Consider the following 16,131-nt stretch of genomic DNA (forward strand, 5'->3'; position numbering starts at 1 on the left):
GGACCCATGATTGCTTCATCCCCTCTGCAGCTTCCCGGCAATGGAATCGCACGTCAGCTGCGGTGCCGTGTTCTGCAATCGCCGCTTGCGGGGGTGAGCGACCGGGTGTTTCGTGGCTTGGTTCGACGATGGGCTCCTGACGCCCTGCTCTTCACCGAAATGGTGAATGCCACCAGCCTCGAAATGGGGCATGGGCGCTGCAAGGTGGAGTCACTGGCCGACGAGTCCGGACCCATCGGCGTGCAACTGTTCGACCATCGCCCCCAGGCCATGGCCGATGCGGCACGGCGGGCCGAAGCCAGTGGAGCCTTCCTGATCGACATCAACATGGGATGTCCCGTTCGGAAGATCGCTCGCAAGGGGGGTGGTTCCGGATTGATCCGTGATCCCGAACTGGCGATCCGGATCGTGGAAGCGGTGGCGGATGCCGTGGCATTGCCCGTCACCGTGAAGACGCGCCTGGGATGGTGCGGAGGTGATGCTGATCCCGTGCGGTGGTGCCAGCAACTGGAACGTGGAGGAGCTCAACTGCTCACGCTGCATGGACGCACCCGCGAACAGGGCTTCAAAGGCCCTGCCGACTGGAGCGCCATCACCCAGGTCCGTGAGGCCCTCACGATCCCCCTGATCGCAAATGGCGACATCAACACTCCCGAGGATGCGCTGCGCTGCCTGAATCAAACCGGCGCAGCCGGCGTGATGGTGGGCCGAGGGACCATGGGGTCCCCCTGGCTGGTGGGACAGATCGATGCCGCGCTGACCGGTCGTGCCATCCCCTCTACGCCCAACCCGACGGCACGGCTTGCGCTGGCTCGGGATCAATTGGACGATCTTGTGAAGGATCGCGGCGACCATGGGCTGTTGATCGCGAGAAAACATATGGGCTGGACCTGCACGGGCTTCCCCGGGGCATCGCGACTGCGTCATGACCTGATGCGGGCCCCCACACCCGCCCAGGCCAGGGACCTGCTCAATCAGCAGATCGACGCCCTTGCCGCGTCCGCTTGACTGGACGCTCCGACGGTCAGGGCGTGGCGCCTTCAAGCGGCAAGGACAACACGCTTGATGCCAATGCCTGGGAGCGCTGGCGGTCTGGCCTCGCCAACGCCGAAGAGATCGAGCGTTGGCAGCAACAGCTCCACCAGCAGCTGCCCCAGCTCCCGCAAGAGCTGCTGGATCCGTCTCTGCTGCCCATCGCCCTATTGCGCGACCCGATCCATTGGTCCCCCGAAGACAGCGGGCTGGATCCGGTCGATCTGTTGGCATCCCACAGGGATCTCACGCACGCCAACCAACTGCTTTCCAGCGGCCGCCTGCGCGACATCGCCCTCGGCCACCGCAGCCTGTTCACTGATCTGCCGCCGGTTCACCTCCAGGCCTACCGGGATGGGCTGAGACCAGGGGCATGTCAGGACGGCCTCAGCGCCCTGGAGCACCTGGGCGGCATCGGCCGTCAACGCTTCCAGCGAGGACTGCCCCTTGGCAAGGATCTCGATCGGTACCAGCCCCCCGCTCCAGACCCAGCACCAAGCGAGTTCATTCCCTCAGCGGCCTCGATGCTGGTGGTTCTCCACCAAACACAAGCGGAGGTCGAGGCCGACCACATCCAGCCAGGGCAGGGGTGGGGCCAGATCCGCCACGCCTCTCTGGAGGATCCTTCCGGTTGGATGAGCGAGCCAATCCTCGATAGCGAAACCCTGGTCAGCTTCTGCCATGCCAGTGATCAGCTGGATCCCCAGGCGGCCCTGCGCATGGCGCAGTGTGCGATGAAACACCCTGCAGCGGTCTTGCTAACCAGTGATGAAACGCTGCGCTGGAGCGACGACCCAGGGATTCCGGCGGGGAACCGCCAGAACAGAACCGCAATTACACCGTTTCGTCTGCTCTGCAGGGGATGCCTAGGCGGCCTGGTGACAATCCGCTGGTCAACGCTGCAACAACTGACGCTGCTGGCGTCCACCGGCTCGCAGCACGCCCTGCTCCTGGATCTGGCGCTGCAGGTTTGCGAACGCGGGGACGCCGTCGCCCACTGTTCAGAGGTGTTGCTGCAGCGATCGATTCGGGCGAACCCGACCGTGCCCGACGTGGCCTCGCCGGCCGACCGCCATTGCTGGCCCCCTGAGCTCAGCGCTGAGATCCTGGCGATCACCCAGCGACACAGCCCAAGCTTTCTGGTGCCCGGTGGGCAGCTCACTCCCGTTGATTCGCTGAGCGCCTGCCATCAGCTGCAACTCCGCACCGAAACCACCGTTCTGGTGTCGGTTCTGATCCCGTTTCGCGACCGGGTCGACCTCACACAAAGCTGCGTCGCCTCCCTGCGCCGCTGCGCCGGAGCTGTGGCCTATGAGCTGATCCTGATCGACAACGGCAGTGAGGAATCCGCCACCCAGGCCTGGCTGGACGAACAGGCGCAGCTCGACGACGTGTGCGTGGTGCGGGTGGACGAACCGTTCAACTATTCGCGTCTCAACAACATCGGCCGACGCCATGCCCGTGGCAGCCATTTGTTGCTGCTGAACAACGACATCGAATTCCGATCAGCTGAGGTGCTTCAGGCCCTGCTGGACCCGTTCGCGTACCGAGGCACCACTGCCGTGGGGGCGAGGCTGCACTACCCCGACGGGAGCATCCAGCATCAAGGGGTCGCCGCGATAAAGGGGGAACGGCGCTGTGTGGTTGAGCCCGGAAAACACCTGAACAGTGCCCCTGTGCTGGCCACGCTCACCCCCTTGCTGGTGCAGGAGGAGTTCACCGCAGCGACAGGGGCCTGCCTGATGCTCCGCTGCAGCGATTTCGATCGCATCCAAGGGTTCGATGAAGATCTCGCCGTTGTATTTAACGATGTGGATCTCTGCCTGCGCCTCAGGCAGAGCGGTGGTTCGGTCGCCGTGACCCCCTTTGTGGAGATCGTTCATCACGAATCGATCAGTCGCGGCAAAGACCGCGAAGGCACCGCTCTGGCCCGGCATCAAAGGGAGTCCGGTCACCTGAGGGCCAAGCACGCCAGGTTGTTCGCCGAAGGTGATCCCCTCATCAGTCAGGGCATTCACCCCCACAGCAATCGCTACCAACCCAGGGAGACAGCGCCGCGATCGAAAGGGCCGGTTGCTGATGCCGTGCTGATGCACTGGAGGAATTCAAACTTCCAGCCCAGCCGCCAACGACCAATCGTTCTGCTGGCGCATTTTTCAAGCAATAACCGGTTTCGGGACGACCTCTTCCCACTGATTGATGAGTACCGACGCTTCGCCGATGTGATCGTTGTGTCTTCGGCCAGCGGGTTGCGGTGGCACCCGAGAACGCTTCATCGGCTGCGCCAACGCTGTGCAGCCATCGTTATTCGACGCAACCAGGGGTATGACTTCGGCAGCTGGAAAACAGCACTGAACCTGCATCGGCAGGACATTGAGCAGGCAGCATTCCTGGTGCTTACCAACGACAGCTTCTGGGGACCGGTTACTCCCCTCGACGACCTATTCCAACGCCTGCATGCCAGTTCAGCGGACGTTATTGGGCTGACGGACGATCTGATGTACGAACCCCATCTGTCGTCAGCCTTCACTGCTTACAAACCCAAGGCACTGCAGTGCCCAGCCTTTGGCCGTTTCTGGGAGACGTTGCAGATCTGGCCCCGCAAACGTGACCTGGTCAAACATTGCGAAGTCGGCCTGCCGGTGCAGCTACAGGCAGCGGGGCTGAGGCTCGAGAGCCTCTACACCCACAACGCCAACGGCAATGTTCTGCACTACGACTGGAAGCGCTTGATTGAGCAACGCGCCTTCCCCTTCCTCAAGGTGAGCCTTCTGCGGGACAACCCGACGCGACAACCCGTCGACACCTGGCCCGATGTGATCGGCCAACGCAACCCTCAGCTGGCGGCCAGCATCCAACGACAACTGTGGCCCAAACCAGGATTGCAGCGGCTGCTGGAACGGCTTCGCCGTCGAGGGAACGGAAGTGATTGCAAGGGGTCTCGTGCTGTAATGGCGCCGACTTCACGCCGGTGAGCCAGCTGATGAGCACCGCATCCAAGCGACGGGGAATCATCCTGGCTGGCGGAAGTGGCTCGCGGCTGCATCCGATCACCCAGGCCGTCAGCAAACAGCTGTTGCCGGTTTACGACAAGCCGATGATTTATTACCCGCTCAGCACCTTGATGCTGGCGGGGATTCGCGAGGTGCTGATCATCACCACCCCCCACGACAGGGAGTCTTTCCAGCGCTTGCTCGGCGATGGCAGCCGCTGGGGCATGACGATCGAGTACGCCGTGCAACCAAGCCCGGACGGATTGGCCCAGGCGTTTCTGATTGGTGCCGACTTCCTGGCGGGCCACCCCGCTGCTCTGGTGTTAGGGGACAACCTCTTCCATGGAAACGATCTGGTGCCACAGCTGGTAAACAGCAACGCGCAAGCCCAAGGGGCGACGGTCTTTGCCTACCCCGTCAGAGATCCAGAGCGTTATGGCGTGGCCGAGTTCGATGCCGATGGCCGCGTGCTGAGCCTGGAGGAAAAACCTCAACAGCCCAAGAGCCGCTACGCCGTAACGGGGTTGTACTTCTACGACGACACCGTGGTGGAACGAGCCCGCCAGGTGAAGCCTTCCGCGCGCGGCGAGCTGGAGATCACCGATCTCAATCAGATGTATCTGGACGAAGAGCTGCTGCGGGTGGAGCTTATGGGCCGTGGCATGGCCTGGCTCGACACCGGCACCTGCGACTCCCTCAACGATGCAGGCAGCTACATCCGCACCCTGGAAAACCGTCAGGGGCTCAAGGTGGGGTGCCCGGAGGAGGTGGCCTGGCGCCAGGGCTGGATCACAGCGGAACAGCTGAATCAGCTGGCTCAGCCCTTGAAGAAGAGTGGATATGGCTCATATCTGCTCCAGATACTTGAGGAGAATTTGAGCGATCACACTGCTCTGAAGTCCAGCCTGGAGGTGAACCATGCAGTTTGAAGAACTCAAAACCACCAATGGCCAGACTGTGGAGGGACCACTACTAATGACTCCCAGATGCTTCGGTGATGACCGTGGCTGGTTCTTCGAAAGCTGGAACCGACGCTCATTCGATGAGGCTGTTGGCGAAACAGTGGTTTTCTCGCAAGACAATCACTCCCGCTCGATCCAGGGAGTGCTTAGGGGGCTGCACTACCAGCTCACACCGGAACCCCAAGCCAAGGTTGTACGAGCCACTGTTGGAACGATCTACGACGTAGCCGTCGACATCCGGCGCAACTCGCCCACCTACGGCGCTTGGGTGGGTGCCGAACTGAGTGCCGAAAACAAATGCCAACTTTGGATTCCCGAAGGCTTCGCCCATGGCTTTCTCACCCTCAGCAGCATTGCTGAAGTGCAGTACAAGGCAAGGGGTTTCTGGAACAAAGCTTGTGAACGGGCCATCGTCTGGAACGACGCGGATCTGGCCATTGCCTGGCCGATCGATCGCCTGGAGGGCGGAGAGGTGAGCCTCTCTGGCAAAGATGCCGAAGCGCCGGGGTTCAAAGCCGCTGAAACCGCGGGAGACGTTTTCCCATGAAGGTTCTGCTCACCGGAGCTGGCGGACAGCTTGGCCAGGCCCTGATCGCCTCCGTGCCCAATGGACTCGAGCTGGTGGCCACCAGCCGTCAGGATCTCGACCTGGCTGACCCTGAAGCCTGCCGTACGGCCGTTGAGCAGTATCAGCCTGACTGGGTGCTTAATGCAGGTGCATACACGGCCGTGGACAAAGCCGAATCGGAATCCGACCTGGCCCATGCCGTGAATGCCGGGGCACCGGAAGCCTTCGCCCGCGCTCTGGATCAACAGGGGGGCCGCCTGCTTCAGATCAGCACCGACTTTGTCTTCAATGGAACCCAAGGAAGGCCCTATCAACCCATGCAGGCCCGCGACCCTCTCGGGGTTTACGGCGCCAGCAAAGCAGCCGGAGAAGCAGCGGTGCAAAGCGTTTTCGGAACGAGCGGACGGGGCTTGATCCTCCGCACCAGCTGGGTGATCGGGCCCGTTGGCAAGAACTTCGCCCTCACCATGCTGCGCCTTCACCGCGAGCGGGATCAACTGGGTGTCGTGGCCGATCAGGTGGGCTGTCCCACCAGCACCCTGACCCTGGCTCAGGCCTGTTGGAGAACCCTCCAGATCGCTGGAGAGAGCCAGCTACCGGCTGTCATGCACTGGAGTGATGCCGGCGCTGCCAGCTGGTACGACGTTGCGGTAGCGGTGGGCCGGATCGGAGCTGAGTTAGGGCTGATCGACACGCCCGCAGAGGTTCAACCGATCACAACAGCGGACTATCCCACCCCAGCAGAGCGTCCGGCCTATTCGCTTCTGGACAGCACGAGCACCAGAGCAGCCCTGCAACTCAGCGGACAGCACTGGCAGCTCGCCCTCAGGGATGTATTGCAGCAGGCCAGAACCCCATGAAGCTCCACTGAGTTCAACGTCCCCCCTTTCCTCACAACGCCCCCACCCACTCCCTGACCAATGGTTTCGTCCATGCCTTCCGCCGCTGACCTGCTGGGAGATCGCCGCAGAGTTCTGGTGACGGGAGGTGCCGGCTTCATCGGAGGCGCCGTGGTCCGCAGGCTCCTGAGGGAGAGCACGGTGACAGTTTTCAATCTCGACAAGATGGGCTACGCCAGCGACCTGGCATCGATTGAGGAGGTGCTCAGCGAGCTGGGCGACGCGGCGAAAGATCGGCACAGACTTCAACAGGTGGATCTGACCGATGCAGTTGCTGTTGAGGCTGCGGTGCGAGAGGCCGACCCGGATTTGGTGATGCACCTGGCAGCCGAAAGCCATGTGGATCGCTCGATCTCAGGACCTGGCGTGTTCATTGAGAGCAATGTCACCGGGACCTACAACCTGCTGCAGGCAGTGCGGGGGCACTACGAAGGATTGAGTGGAGAACGACGGGAGGCCTTCCGGATGCACCACATCAGCACAGACGAGGTCTTCGGCTCACTTGGCGCTGAGGGACGCTTCTCAGAAACAACGCCCTACGACCCCCGCAGCCCCTACTCCGCCAGCAAGGCGGCGAGCGATCACCTGGTTCAGGCCTGGCACCACACGTTCGGCCTGCCCGTGGTGCTCACCAACTGCTCGAACAACTACGGCCCCTGGCAGTTCCCAGAAAAGCTCATTCCTGTGGTCACCTTGAAGGCGGCCGGAGGAGAGTCGATTCCTCTCTATGGGGATGGACTGAATGTGCGGGATTGGTTGTACGTGGAAGACCACGTGGACGCGCTACTTCTGGCCGCCTGCAAGGGTGAATCTGGCCGCAATTACTGCGTGGGTGGTCACGGTGAACGCACCAACAAAGAAGTCGTTCACGCCATCTGCCAGCAGTTGGATCAGAGCTGCCCAGCATCAGCTCCCCATGCAGATTTAATTACGCCGGTGACCGACCGACCTGGCCACGACCGCCGCTACGCGATTGACCCAGGCCGCATCAGTTCGGAACTTGGCTGGAGCGCACGCCATAATGTTGAGCAAGGGTTAGCGGAGACAGTGAATTGGTACTTGTCTCATCAGGATTGGTGCAACAAAGTGCGAGAGCGAGCCGGATATGACGGCAGCAGATTAGGAATGAAACCAATTCAAAAAAAAGCAAGCGAATGATAAGTTGCGACTTGCTTTTTTTAAACATGACAGATGAGCGGCATGCCTAAAAAACGTCATCCGCTTTCTGCTATTTCGCAAACGGCCCGAGAACTGTTGAAGCGATCTGCTTCTGCGGCGGGAAGGCAGAAAATGCTTCCCAAGGCGCTGCGAAAGCAACTCAGTCGCCTGGGAGGAGCCAGACGGCCAAGTCCGCCCAACAACAGGCGCAAAAAAATTACTCCTGAACTGCAGGAGTACATCAAAGACCTACAAAGCAAAGAAATAAACAAAAAAATAATTCGTGACTTTCGCGAATTAGCCCATTATGCATACGTCTTTGACATTGAACACTATAAAACTCAATTAGAGATTGAAGAAGCAGAAGGGCTTCAAAGCATCGGCGACGTGATTCTTCATTACTGCAGCCTAGGAAGCCTGGAGGGCATCGACCCGAGCAATTTATTCGACACAGAAAATTATTGCAGCAAATATCCCGACGTCAAAGAGAGTGGACTCAACCCGATGGTTCACTGCTTCAAGTTTGGGATGAACGAACGCCGCTATTCGATGGATAACATCCATTTCATGCGGAAGATGGCTGATATCAAAAAGCCTGAACCAAGCGCTCTAAACACGGCCATAGAAGATCTAAAGACTAAAAAAATTGGCGTTTTCCTACATATCTTTTACCCCGAACTAGGCGAAGAAATTGCCACCCGCCTAAAGAACATCCCGTGCAGCATCGATATCTTCATTTCCACAAAGGAAGATTCTGTCCAGTCGCTGCAAAATATTTTTGACCGGATCGACAATGCCCAGAAAGTAGAAGTCAGACATTTCAGCAATATCGGACGAGACGTCGCTCCGTTCATCGTTGGCTTCAAGGATCAAATCCTCAACTACGACCTCATCCTTAAGCTCCACTCCAAAAAAAGCCCTCACAGCAATGCACTCAGCGGCTGGTTCCTTCACTGCTTGGACAACCTGATTGGCAGCGAAGTGATTACAGCCACCAATCTCAAAGCTCTTCAATCACCAGATACAGGCATTGTCTATCCGGTTGAGAACTACGCTCTCAGCCTCGGAATCAAACACGATTCCTGCTGGGGCCATGAAGATGGCAACTACACAAAGGCCAATCCATTCCTAAAACGCTTCAATCTCGACCACATCACACGAGACAGCCAGTTCCGCTTCCCCACTGGGACAATGTTCTGGTGCAAGCCTGAGCTCCTCAAACCTATCCTTGACTGGGATCTCGGCTGGAATGACTTTGATGAAGAAGGTGGGCAGATCGACGGGACCATCGCCCACAGCATCGAACGCCTCATCGGTCTTTCGACCACTGAAATATTCAATCAGACACTGCAAACAACGTACTGCGGATACTTCCTTTCGAAGCAACATCAAACAGACAAGTACATCATTGAAGGCAGAAATAAGCTAAAAATCCAGGGCTTTGAAAAGGTGATTCAATTCAAACCCCAGCAACTCGATCCGAACTGGTCACTAAAAAACAATATCAACTCCAAATCTCTACAAATCCATTGGGTTATCCCGAATTTCACACCTGGCCTCGGTGGCCACATGACCATTTTTAGAACCATTGATTACCTAGAGCGATGTGGTCACCAATGCACAATCTGGGTTCATTCCGAACTCAAAGGGAATGACAAGCCAAGTCGACTCAGCAGTCTGCATAAACGTGTTATCGATCAATCCTTCATTTCACTGCAGACAGATCAGGTCTACATGCTGGGGAACAACCAGGAAGACCTTGATCAAGTGAGCGGCGACATTGTCATCGCCACAGATCGCATGAGCACCTATCCCGTGCTTGGCATGAAAAAATTTCAGAAGAGATTTTATTTTGTTCAGGATTATGAGCCCTATTTTTTCGCGCGCGGAAGCTCCAGCATCCTCACCGAACAATCGTATGCATCTGAAAATAACTTTTCCTGCATTTGTGCCAGCCCTTGGCTTAAGCAGAAGATGGAAAGCTTTGGCAATTCAGCCATCTCTTTCCCACTAGCAGTCGACCATAGTGTTTACCACCCCAACAACGGTCAGAAACGCAGCAGTCATGCCATTGCCTTCTATGTGAGACGCAGCACGCCAAGACGGCTCTATGAACTGGGGCTGCTTGCTTTAAGAGCTTTGTTTGATCTGGGCGACGACTTCGAGATCATCACCTTCGGCGAAAAAGATCTACCCGATCTTGGAATTCCTGTGAAAGTGAGGCACGCAGGGATTCTTGAGGCCCATGACTTAGCGAACCTGTATCGCCAATGCACAGTTGGATTCGTGCTTTCGGGAACCAATTACTCCTTGGTTCCCAATGAAATGATGGCCTGTGGGCTGCCTGTGGTTGATATTGATGCCGAACACACGCGAGTCTCCTATCAACCGGAAACAGCGGTATTGGCCGAAGCGACGCCAGTGGGCCTGGCCTCAGCATTAAGCCGCTTGTTGAATGATGCGTTGTTCAGGGAAAGCATCGCCAAAGCTGGACTCGCCGCCACCGAACACCTCAACTGGGATAACTCCAACAAACTGATTGAGGCTTTCATTCAGGAGTCGCTTCTTCCATGTGAGTCATCAACCTCGCAACATGCTCAGGCATCGACTCCTTTGGTGACGGTAGTAATCCCCGTTTACAACGGGGGCACGATGCTCAAAGCCGTCGTTGAGTCCTGTCTTGCGCAGGATCTCGATCAGGCATTTGAAGTGTTGTTGATCGATAGTGCGTCCAGCGATGGATGCCTGGAGACACTGCCACAGGACGAACGACTCCGACTCCACAGGATTCGCAAGGAGGATTTCGGCCATGGGCGCACCCGCAACCTGGGAGTGGAGCTTGCCCGAGGAGAGTACGTCGCTTTCATTACGCAGGACGCCATACCAGCGAATCGTATGTGGCTCATGAACCTGATCGCCCCACTGCAAAGCGATCCAAGTGTCGCCGGGGTCTTCGGCTGCCATATCGCCCATACCGATCATGGAGAACTCACCGCCCATGACCTTGACCAACACTTCAATCGTTGGATATTTAGAAGCCATCGCCAACCGATCGAGCTCGATGCTGATCGACAGACCTCCAACGGCGTTGTCTCAACCCATGAACGCTTTTACTCCGACAACAATTCCTGCTTAAGGAAATCTATTTGGAAAACTGTTCCACTTCCCGATGTCGTATATGGCGAAGATCAATTGTGGGCACGCGAAATTCTTAGAAAGGGTTATAAAAAAGCCTATGCCTCAACAGCAGTGGTTCGCCATTCCCATGAATATGGCTTCCGGGAAACAGTCGTACGCGCCAACACGGAATGGCATTTCTATGACCAAATGCTTGGAGAAAGATTGCCTGCGACCAAACAACAGGTTCTACAAATGGTTGAACGATCTTGTACAAACGATCGCGCAGCCCAGAAGTTGTACCCAAACATCAGCGAGAACGAACTTGTACGACGCCGACGGCTTCATTTTGCCAGGGCCTGTGGCTACTATTTAGCTGGCAAAGGACACGGTTCAATACGGCCTTGAATGAATTAATCGTGTGTGAACTAGATATCAGCTCTTCCGCATTGCGTTGAGCAGGAAGCCACCAACGCCCCAAGCCACAATAATAATCCCGACAGATGCAAGAAACGCCTGCCACCGCCAGTTGTGATCCGGTTTAACAGGCAATTGGGGTTGACTGAGAACAACCACAAATTTCAGCTGACGTTGACTCTCGCGACGACTATTATCTGAAGCAAGGCGAGCTGATTGCAAGGTTTGAGTCGCAAACTCAACATCAGAAATCAAACCAGCTTCTTCAAGTGCAAGAGTATTCAAATCTCGTCCATTTTTACTTACAGCACGATCTCTCTCCTCACGAATCTGAAACTCAAGTTCACTCACCTGGTCTGCAATAAACGCGACTTCCGGTGCATTGGGGTCTCTGTATTGGCGACGCAACGCGGCTTCTTGAACTTTCAAGTCAACCAGTTGAGATTCAAGCCCAGAGATATACGAACTGGCTGCTGATTGTTCAGTCAGCACACTTAGGTTTCCATGCTTTTCCTGGAAGAGCTCAAGACTTCTCTTTGCTCCCTTGAGACTAGTCTCGGCTAGTTCTACCTCCTTTCTCGCAAATTGATTCTGGTCAGCATTAATGGATTGATTTACCTCATTCACAAAGCGACGAGACTGCTTCAGCAACTCGTTGTTGAGATTTAAAGCCTGCTGGGGTGAAAATCCAGATGTCGTTAGAATAACTGAGCCACTCAAGGGCTGAGGGGCCACAGTCAATTGCTTTCTATAGAAGTTAAGCTGTGCTGGAGCAGTACTATTAGCGGGCAATCCAGTCCGAAGATCCGGAAGCTTGATGCGGTAATCCTGCTCAAGTTTTTTCCCGTCAGGGAACAATCGGGTCTTGACATCAGCCGACGCGAGATAGACCTGGAGGTACTGCCCGTCTACAAGAGAAGTCAATACCTGAGGCGCAGAGGCTGCTCCCGACAACACTGAAGCTGATGATGTCTCGAGAGGCAAGGCCTGTTGAATCACAAACTCGGAAACGGCCGTATAGCGATCCCGCCCGATTACAAAGCAATAGAAAGCCGAGGTTGCCAGAAAGACCGAGATCAGAACTCTGGGCTTCGCAATCCTGTCCAAACGCTCTCGCCAGACCGATGTTGGCTGATCGGAAACCAGGGAATTAGAAACCCGAAACGATGATGGAATCTCCTTTTGGGGAGGAGTGGAGGAGCTGGAATGAGGGATTGATTCAGGCATAACTAAAATTAACCCAAGGCAAACGACTGGACAAGGATCAGGTGCTAATCATCATTAGCCTCCAGGAGCACTGACTCGTTGGTTCGGTAAAGAATCAAAGAGAAGCCTAGAAGAATCATAGAGCACCAAATCAGATACGATAAAGAAATATCAGGTATCGGATATTCGTTATTCATCGAGTACCTGAACAACTCAACAGCATGGAGGATTGGATTCCAAGTCACAAATGGCCGCGTGTACGAAGGGAGCTCAAAAGTCGCGAAGAATATTCCAGAAGTAAAAATAATCACTCGCTGTAAAATTCGCTTAAGAATCCTCGTAACCCATTTATTCAATCTGCCAAGAAATACAAGGCAAATACCAAAACCAAGCGCCATGAATACCGTCAACAAGTAGACGCTGATTGCCAAGCCAGGACTATCGAGCTGAAAACTCCAAGTAAAGTACCAAACGAGTCCCAGAATTCCCAGAGAGATAGTAGATATAGCCCTCATATCATTGACCAATGTAGCCAAAAGAATATCCAATGGCTGAATTCTTTTATAATAAAGAGGAGCCCTCAACTTCAAGCCGGCAAGAGCCTTTATTGCGCCTTGCCTAAACAGAAATGCAATCGAGAATCCAGTAGCAATAAAAACAACAATATTGAAGTACATGTCCGTTGAGCCACCTGCCGCAAACCTATTACTACCCCTTAAATAACTAAATCCCACACGCATGGCGATAAAGAACAGCATAATCTGCAGAGGCGTAACAATGCTCTCCCAGGCGCCAATTGAAGTCCCCGTCGATTTTCTGTTGTTATCGTAAGTAGCGATCGCAAGAACAATTGCAATCTGACGCCAAATTGCGTTAAAAAGCCTTCGCAAAAAATTCATGAAATAAAGGCCTCCTCAACCGAAACCATCATCAAATCCATCATCAGTAGATTCCAAATTAAGAAGATTTTGACCCGTCACAAGATGATCGTCATCTGATTCTGACACATCAGATGCATCAAGATATTGATCAGCCCATTCAATCGACTCTGAAAGCCCACCTGAAAAAAGAATCTGGCCTGAGGAGCCCAGAACAAGGCCCTCGGTACAAAATTCGCTTCGAAAGCGATTGTTGTTCGCAGTGGCAAAAAGGGTCTTTCCCTCAAGCTGCTTTAACAAAAGTGATCGTAGCGGCTTCGCAGGCCTAGTCATTAAAAACCTTGTATTTGATATTAAATAGCAGTCAAACGAGAAGAGAACAGATAACGCCAAAAAGAAGAAGTCTTTTTGGTCTTTCGAAAGCTCTTTGATGATTAAGCTGGGGTATATCTCCTTTCCTGACAACAGGTCCCAAAACTCATCCAAACCAACGCGAGATTTTTCAAGACAGTCGCTATAGACAGTAGAGAGAAAGTTGAGCGCGTGGGAAATCCGCAACTTGCTATCCAACCCGCCTTCCGCGCCAACAGGCCAGCCAATTACCCCATCACTAACGATTTCACCGGATACTGGAGGAACGAGGCCAGCAAGAGCGGCAGTCAACTGGTATCGCAAAAATGAACTGTTTGTAATCACAGCAATTCTCTTTGCCTGCAGAAGCTCCCAATTCCAAGGAGTCTGAAACGTAATTTGAGGGTTCGATTTATCGCAGCGAAGTGAGAGGTTCCGGAACGTCAACACCGGCGTGGCTGAACCCGTCGCATCCACCACCACAACAGCCGAAGAACGTCCCAAGAACGTGACGATACCACCGTGAAATGAAGCAGATTCAGGAGTGGCTTGCAACCCAATCAAGAGCACCTTTGATCAGTCCGGTACGACAACGCTTCTCCAAGCGATCCGTCACCAAATCCAGAGCGAGATACCCAGTGCGTCTCATCAGCGGCTGCGGCAAAAGTGCCGCGGCTCCACTCGGTGAGAGCTCAAGACTGAGATCAGCCTTTGCCATCAGGCGTTCCGGCTCTGGACGGATCCATGCCTGGCACTGGAACTGAACCAGATCCTGCAACCGGCCGAGCCCATGAATCGTGCAATGTTCAAAGACGATCGAGAGTCGATCACCATCCCAATTAGAGCGAAACATCACCTCGGGCTGCAGCTGGAAATTCAGCAGCTGATAGGGCCGAGACGCATAGAGGAAACGGCCGTTCTGCAGCCGCTCCACTCTTTTGCGATTCAACAGTGCCTTCATCGGACGGCCAGGCTGCGAGAGGTATCCCTGCAGCTGGGCCAGGGATGCATCGGGCAGCTGAAGAGCGATGCCATGGGAACGGTGAACCTGCACCGGACAACAAGGAAACGGTTGATGCGGAACGATGGCACGTCTGACGGAAGGTGATCACGGATGATCGATTCAACGCTCGATCGCGCCGAGGCCCCGATGACGCAGCCGTTCAGGATTGAAACCGACAGCCTGGGTGGCATTGAGGTGGCATCTGAGGCGCTCTGGGGGGCCCAGACCCAGCGGTCGCTTCAGAACTTCGCCATCAGCAATGAACGGATCCCCCTCGAAATCATCCAGGCCCTGGCCTGGATCAAGCGCTCCTGCGCCACGGTGAACGGCCAGCATGAGCTTCTGAGCCTTCAACAGGTGGAGCTGATCTGCACGGCGGCCGATGCCATTGCCGCCGGCCAGCACAACGATCAGTTCCCACTTCGGGTCTGGCAGACCGGAAGTGGGACCCAGACGAACATGAACATCAACGAGGTGATCAGCAATCTGGCGTCCAAGGTGTCAGGCACCGCCCTCGGCAGTCACTGTCCGGTGCATCCCAATGACCACGTCAATCGATCGCAATCCACCAATGATGTGTTTCCCGCTGCCATCCATGTCGCCGCGGCCAAGCAGCTAAGGGATGGGCTGCTGCCAGCACTCGATGCCCTGGTGCATGCCTTCGATGCCAAAGCCCAGGCCTGGATGCCGATCGTCAAGATCGGCCGCACCCACCTGCAGGATGCGGTGCCCCTGCGCCTTGGCGATGAAGTCGCCGCATGGCGGGATCAACTCAAACAATCCCAGGGCTGGCTTGAGAACTGCCTGGTCAGCCTCGGCGACCTGCCCCTTGGGGGAACCGCGGTTGGCACGGGGTTAAACACCCCCCCGGGCTTCCGCCATGCCGTCGCGGACGAGCTAAGCCGGGTCGCTGGAGTTGATGTCCGTCCTGCGGAGAATCTGTTCGCGGTCATGGCCGGCCATGACGCCCTCGTCCATGCGATGGGGCAGCTTCGCCTTCTATCCGTGGCCCTCCTGCGCATCGCCAACGACGTCCGTCTGCTCGGATGCGGCCCCAGGGCCGGTCTGGGCGAGCTGCAGCTCCCCGCCAATGAACCGGGCAGTTCGATCATGCCGGGAAAAATCAATCCCACCCAATGCGAGGCCATGGCGATGGTCTGCACCCAGGTGATCGGACTCGACGGCGCCGTAGCGGCCGCCGGCGCAGGCGGCCATCTGCAGATGAATGTCTACAAACCCTTGATCGGCTTCAACCTATTGCAGTCGATTCGGATGCTCAAGGACGCCATAACCAGCTTCCGCCTGAACCTGGTGGAGGGATTGGAGCCGGATCTGGAGCAGATTCAAAGGTTCGTCGACCGCTCCTTGATGCTGGTCACCGCTTTGACCCCCAGCATCGGTTATGAGAAGGCAAGCGCTATCGCTCAACATGCCCACCATCACGGGCTGACGCTGAAACAGGCGGCCCTGGAGCTCGGTCACATCACTGAAGCGGACTTCGATCAACAGGTGGATCCAAGCGCCATGGCCACTCCTGATGCCTGAGC

General features: G+C 55.9%; 12 protein-coding genes. 8 read left to right on the forward strand and 4 right to left on the reverse strand.

Going from position 1 to position 16,131, the window contains the following annotated elements:
- Positions 1-6: 6 nt before the first annotated feature.
- From dusB to NCN06_RS09945, 7 genes are read left to right on the forward strand one after another with little or no spacing between them, the layout of a single operon-like run.
- Complete coding sequence (gene dusB, locus NCN06_RS09915; protein ID WP_226398702.1) at positions 7-1,008, forward strand: tRNA dihydrouridine synthase DusB; 1,002 nt, start codon at positions 7-9, stop codon at positions 1,006-1,008.
- Positions 1,005-4,007, forward strand: a complete 3,003-nt coding sequence (locus tag NCN06_RS09920; RefSeq protein WP_226422300.1) for a rhamnan synthesis F family protein — start codon at positions 1,005-1,007, stop codon at positions 4,005-4,007. The genes dusB and NCN06_RS09920 overlap by 4 nt, the downstream gene beginning before the upstream one ends.
- 8 nt (positions 4,008-4,015) lie before the next feature.
- The gene (gene rfbA / locus NCN06_RS09925; protein WP_226422299.1) at positions 4,016-4,954 is read left to right on the forward strand and encodes a glucose-1-phosphate thymidylyltransferase RfbA; all 939 of its coding nucleotides are present in this window, start codon (positions 4,016-4,018) and stop codon (positions 4,952-4,954) included.
- Positions 4,944-5,534 (forward strand): dTDP-4-dehydrorhamnose 3,5-epimerase, encoded by a 591-nt coding sequence (gene rfbC, locus NCN06_RS09930; protein ID WP_226398699.1) that lies wholly within the window; start codon positions 4,944-4,946, stop codon positions 5,532-5,534. Before rfbA ends, rfbC begins: the two co-directional genes overlap by 11 nt.
- Complete coding sequence (gene rfbD / locus NCN06_RS09935; protein ID WP_226398698.1) at positions 5,531-6,415, forward strand: dTDP-4-dehydrorhamnose reductase; 885 nt, start codon at positions 5,531-5,533, stop codon at positions 6,413-6,415. Before rfbC ends, rfbD begins: the two co-directional genes overlap by 4 nt.
- A gap of 60 nt (positions 6,416-6,475) precedes the next feature.
- A complete protein-coding gene (gene rfbB, locus NCN06_RS09940) occupies positions 6,476-7,612 on the forward strand; it encodes a dTDP-glucose 4,6-dehydratase (protein WP_226398697.1) in 1,137 nt (378 codons plus the stop codon).
- 33 nt (positions 7,613-7,645) lie between these two features.
- Positions 7,646-11,137 (forward strand): rhamnosyltransferase WsaF family glycosyltransferase, encoded by a 3,492-nt coding sequence (locus NCN06_RS09945; RefSeq protein WP_250398893.1) that lies wholly within the window; start codon positions 7,646-7,648, stop codon positions 11,135-11,137.
- Between the two features lie 27 nt (positions 11,138-11,164).
- Here the strand turns inward: NCN06_RS09945 and NCN06_RS09950 are convergent, their stop codons facing one another.
- The 4 genes from NCN06_RS09950 to NCN06_RS09965 are packed head-to-tail and all read right to left on the reverse strand — an operon-like array spanning position 11,165 to position 14,635.
- Positions 11,165-12,373 (reverse strand): KpsE/RkpR family capsule polysaccharide export protein, encoded by a 1,209-nt coding sequence (locus NCN06_RS09950; protein WP_226422296.1) that lies wholly within the window; start codon positions 12,371-12,373, stop codon positions 11,165-11,167.
- Between the two features lie 44 nt (positions 12,374-12,417).
- Positions 12,418-13,251: an ABC transporter permease gene (locus NCN06_RS09955; RefSeq protein ID WP_226398694.1), complete on the reverse strand. Its 834-nt coding sequence runs from the start codon at positions 13,249-13,251 to the stop codon at positions 12,418-12,420.
- A gap of 15 nt (positions 13,252-13,266) precedes the next feature.
- Complete coding sequence (locus NCN06_RS09960; RefSeq protein WP_226398693.1) at positions 13,267-14,136, reverse strand: P-loop NTPase family protein; 870 nt, start codon at positions 14,134-14,136, stop codon at positions 13,267-13,269.
- Entirely contained in the window at positions 14,120-14,635 is a 516-nt protein-coding gene (locus NCN06_RS09965) for a DUF1997 domain-containing protein (protein ID WP_226398692.1), read from the reverse strand. The genes NCN06_RS09960 and NCN06_RS09965 overlap by 17 nt, the downstream gene beginning before the upstream one ends.
- Positions 14,636-14,695: 60 nt before the next feature.
- Here NCN06_RS09965 and NCN06_RS09970 point away from each other — a divergent pair, with 60 nt between their 5' ends.
- Positions 14,696-16,129 carry a class II fumarate hydratase gene (locus NCN06_RS09970; RefSeq protein ID WP_226398691.1) on the forward strand — a complete coding sequence of 478 codons (1,434 nt, stop codon included), beginning with the start codon at positions 14,696-14,698 and terminating at the stop codon, positions 16,127-16,129.
- Positions 16,130-16,131: the final 2 nt, after the last annotated feature.

This window comes from Synechococcus sp. MU1648, assembly GCF_023630615.1.
Classification (GTDB): Bacteria; Cyanobacteriota; Cyanobacteriia; order PCC-6307; family Cyanobiaceae; genus Parasynechococcus.

Coding starts and splice junctions, on each gene's coding strand:
- NCN06_RS09955 (WP_226398694.1), bottom strand. CDS start 13,251: ATGAATTTTTTGCGAAGGCTTTTTAACGCAATTTGGCGTCAGATTGCA.
- dusB (WP_226398702.1), top strand. CDS start 7: ATGATTGCTTCATCCCCTCTGCAGCTTCCCGGCAATGGAATCGCACGT.
- rfbD (WP_226398698.1), top strand. CDS start 5,531: ATGAAGGTTCTGCTCACCGGAGCTGGCGGACAGCTTGGCCAGGCCCTG.
- NCN06_RS09970 (WP_226398691.1), top strand. CDS start 14,696: ATGATCGATTCAACGCTCGATCGCGCCGAGGCCCCGATGACGCAGCCG.
- rfbB (WP_226398697.1), top strand. CDS start 6,476: ATGGTTTCGTCCATGCCTTCCGCCGCTGACCTGCTGGGAGATCGCCGC.
- NCN06_RS09945 (WP_250398893.1), top strand. CDS start 7,646: ATGAGCGGCATGCCTAAAAAACGTCATCCGCTTTCTGCTATTTCGCAA.
- NCN06_RS09950 (WP_226422296.1), bottom strand. CDS start 12,373: ATGCCTGAATCAATCCCTCATTCCAGCTCCTCCACTCCTCCCCAAAAG.
- rfbC (WP_226398699.1), top strand. CDS start 4,944: ATGCAGTTTGAAGAACTCAAAACCACCAATGGCCAGACTGTGGAGGGA.
- rfbA (WP_226422299.1), top strand. CDS start 4,016: ATGAGCACCGCATCCAAGCGACGGGGAATCATCCTGGCTGGCGGAAGT.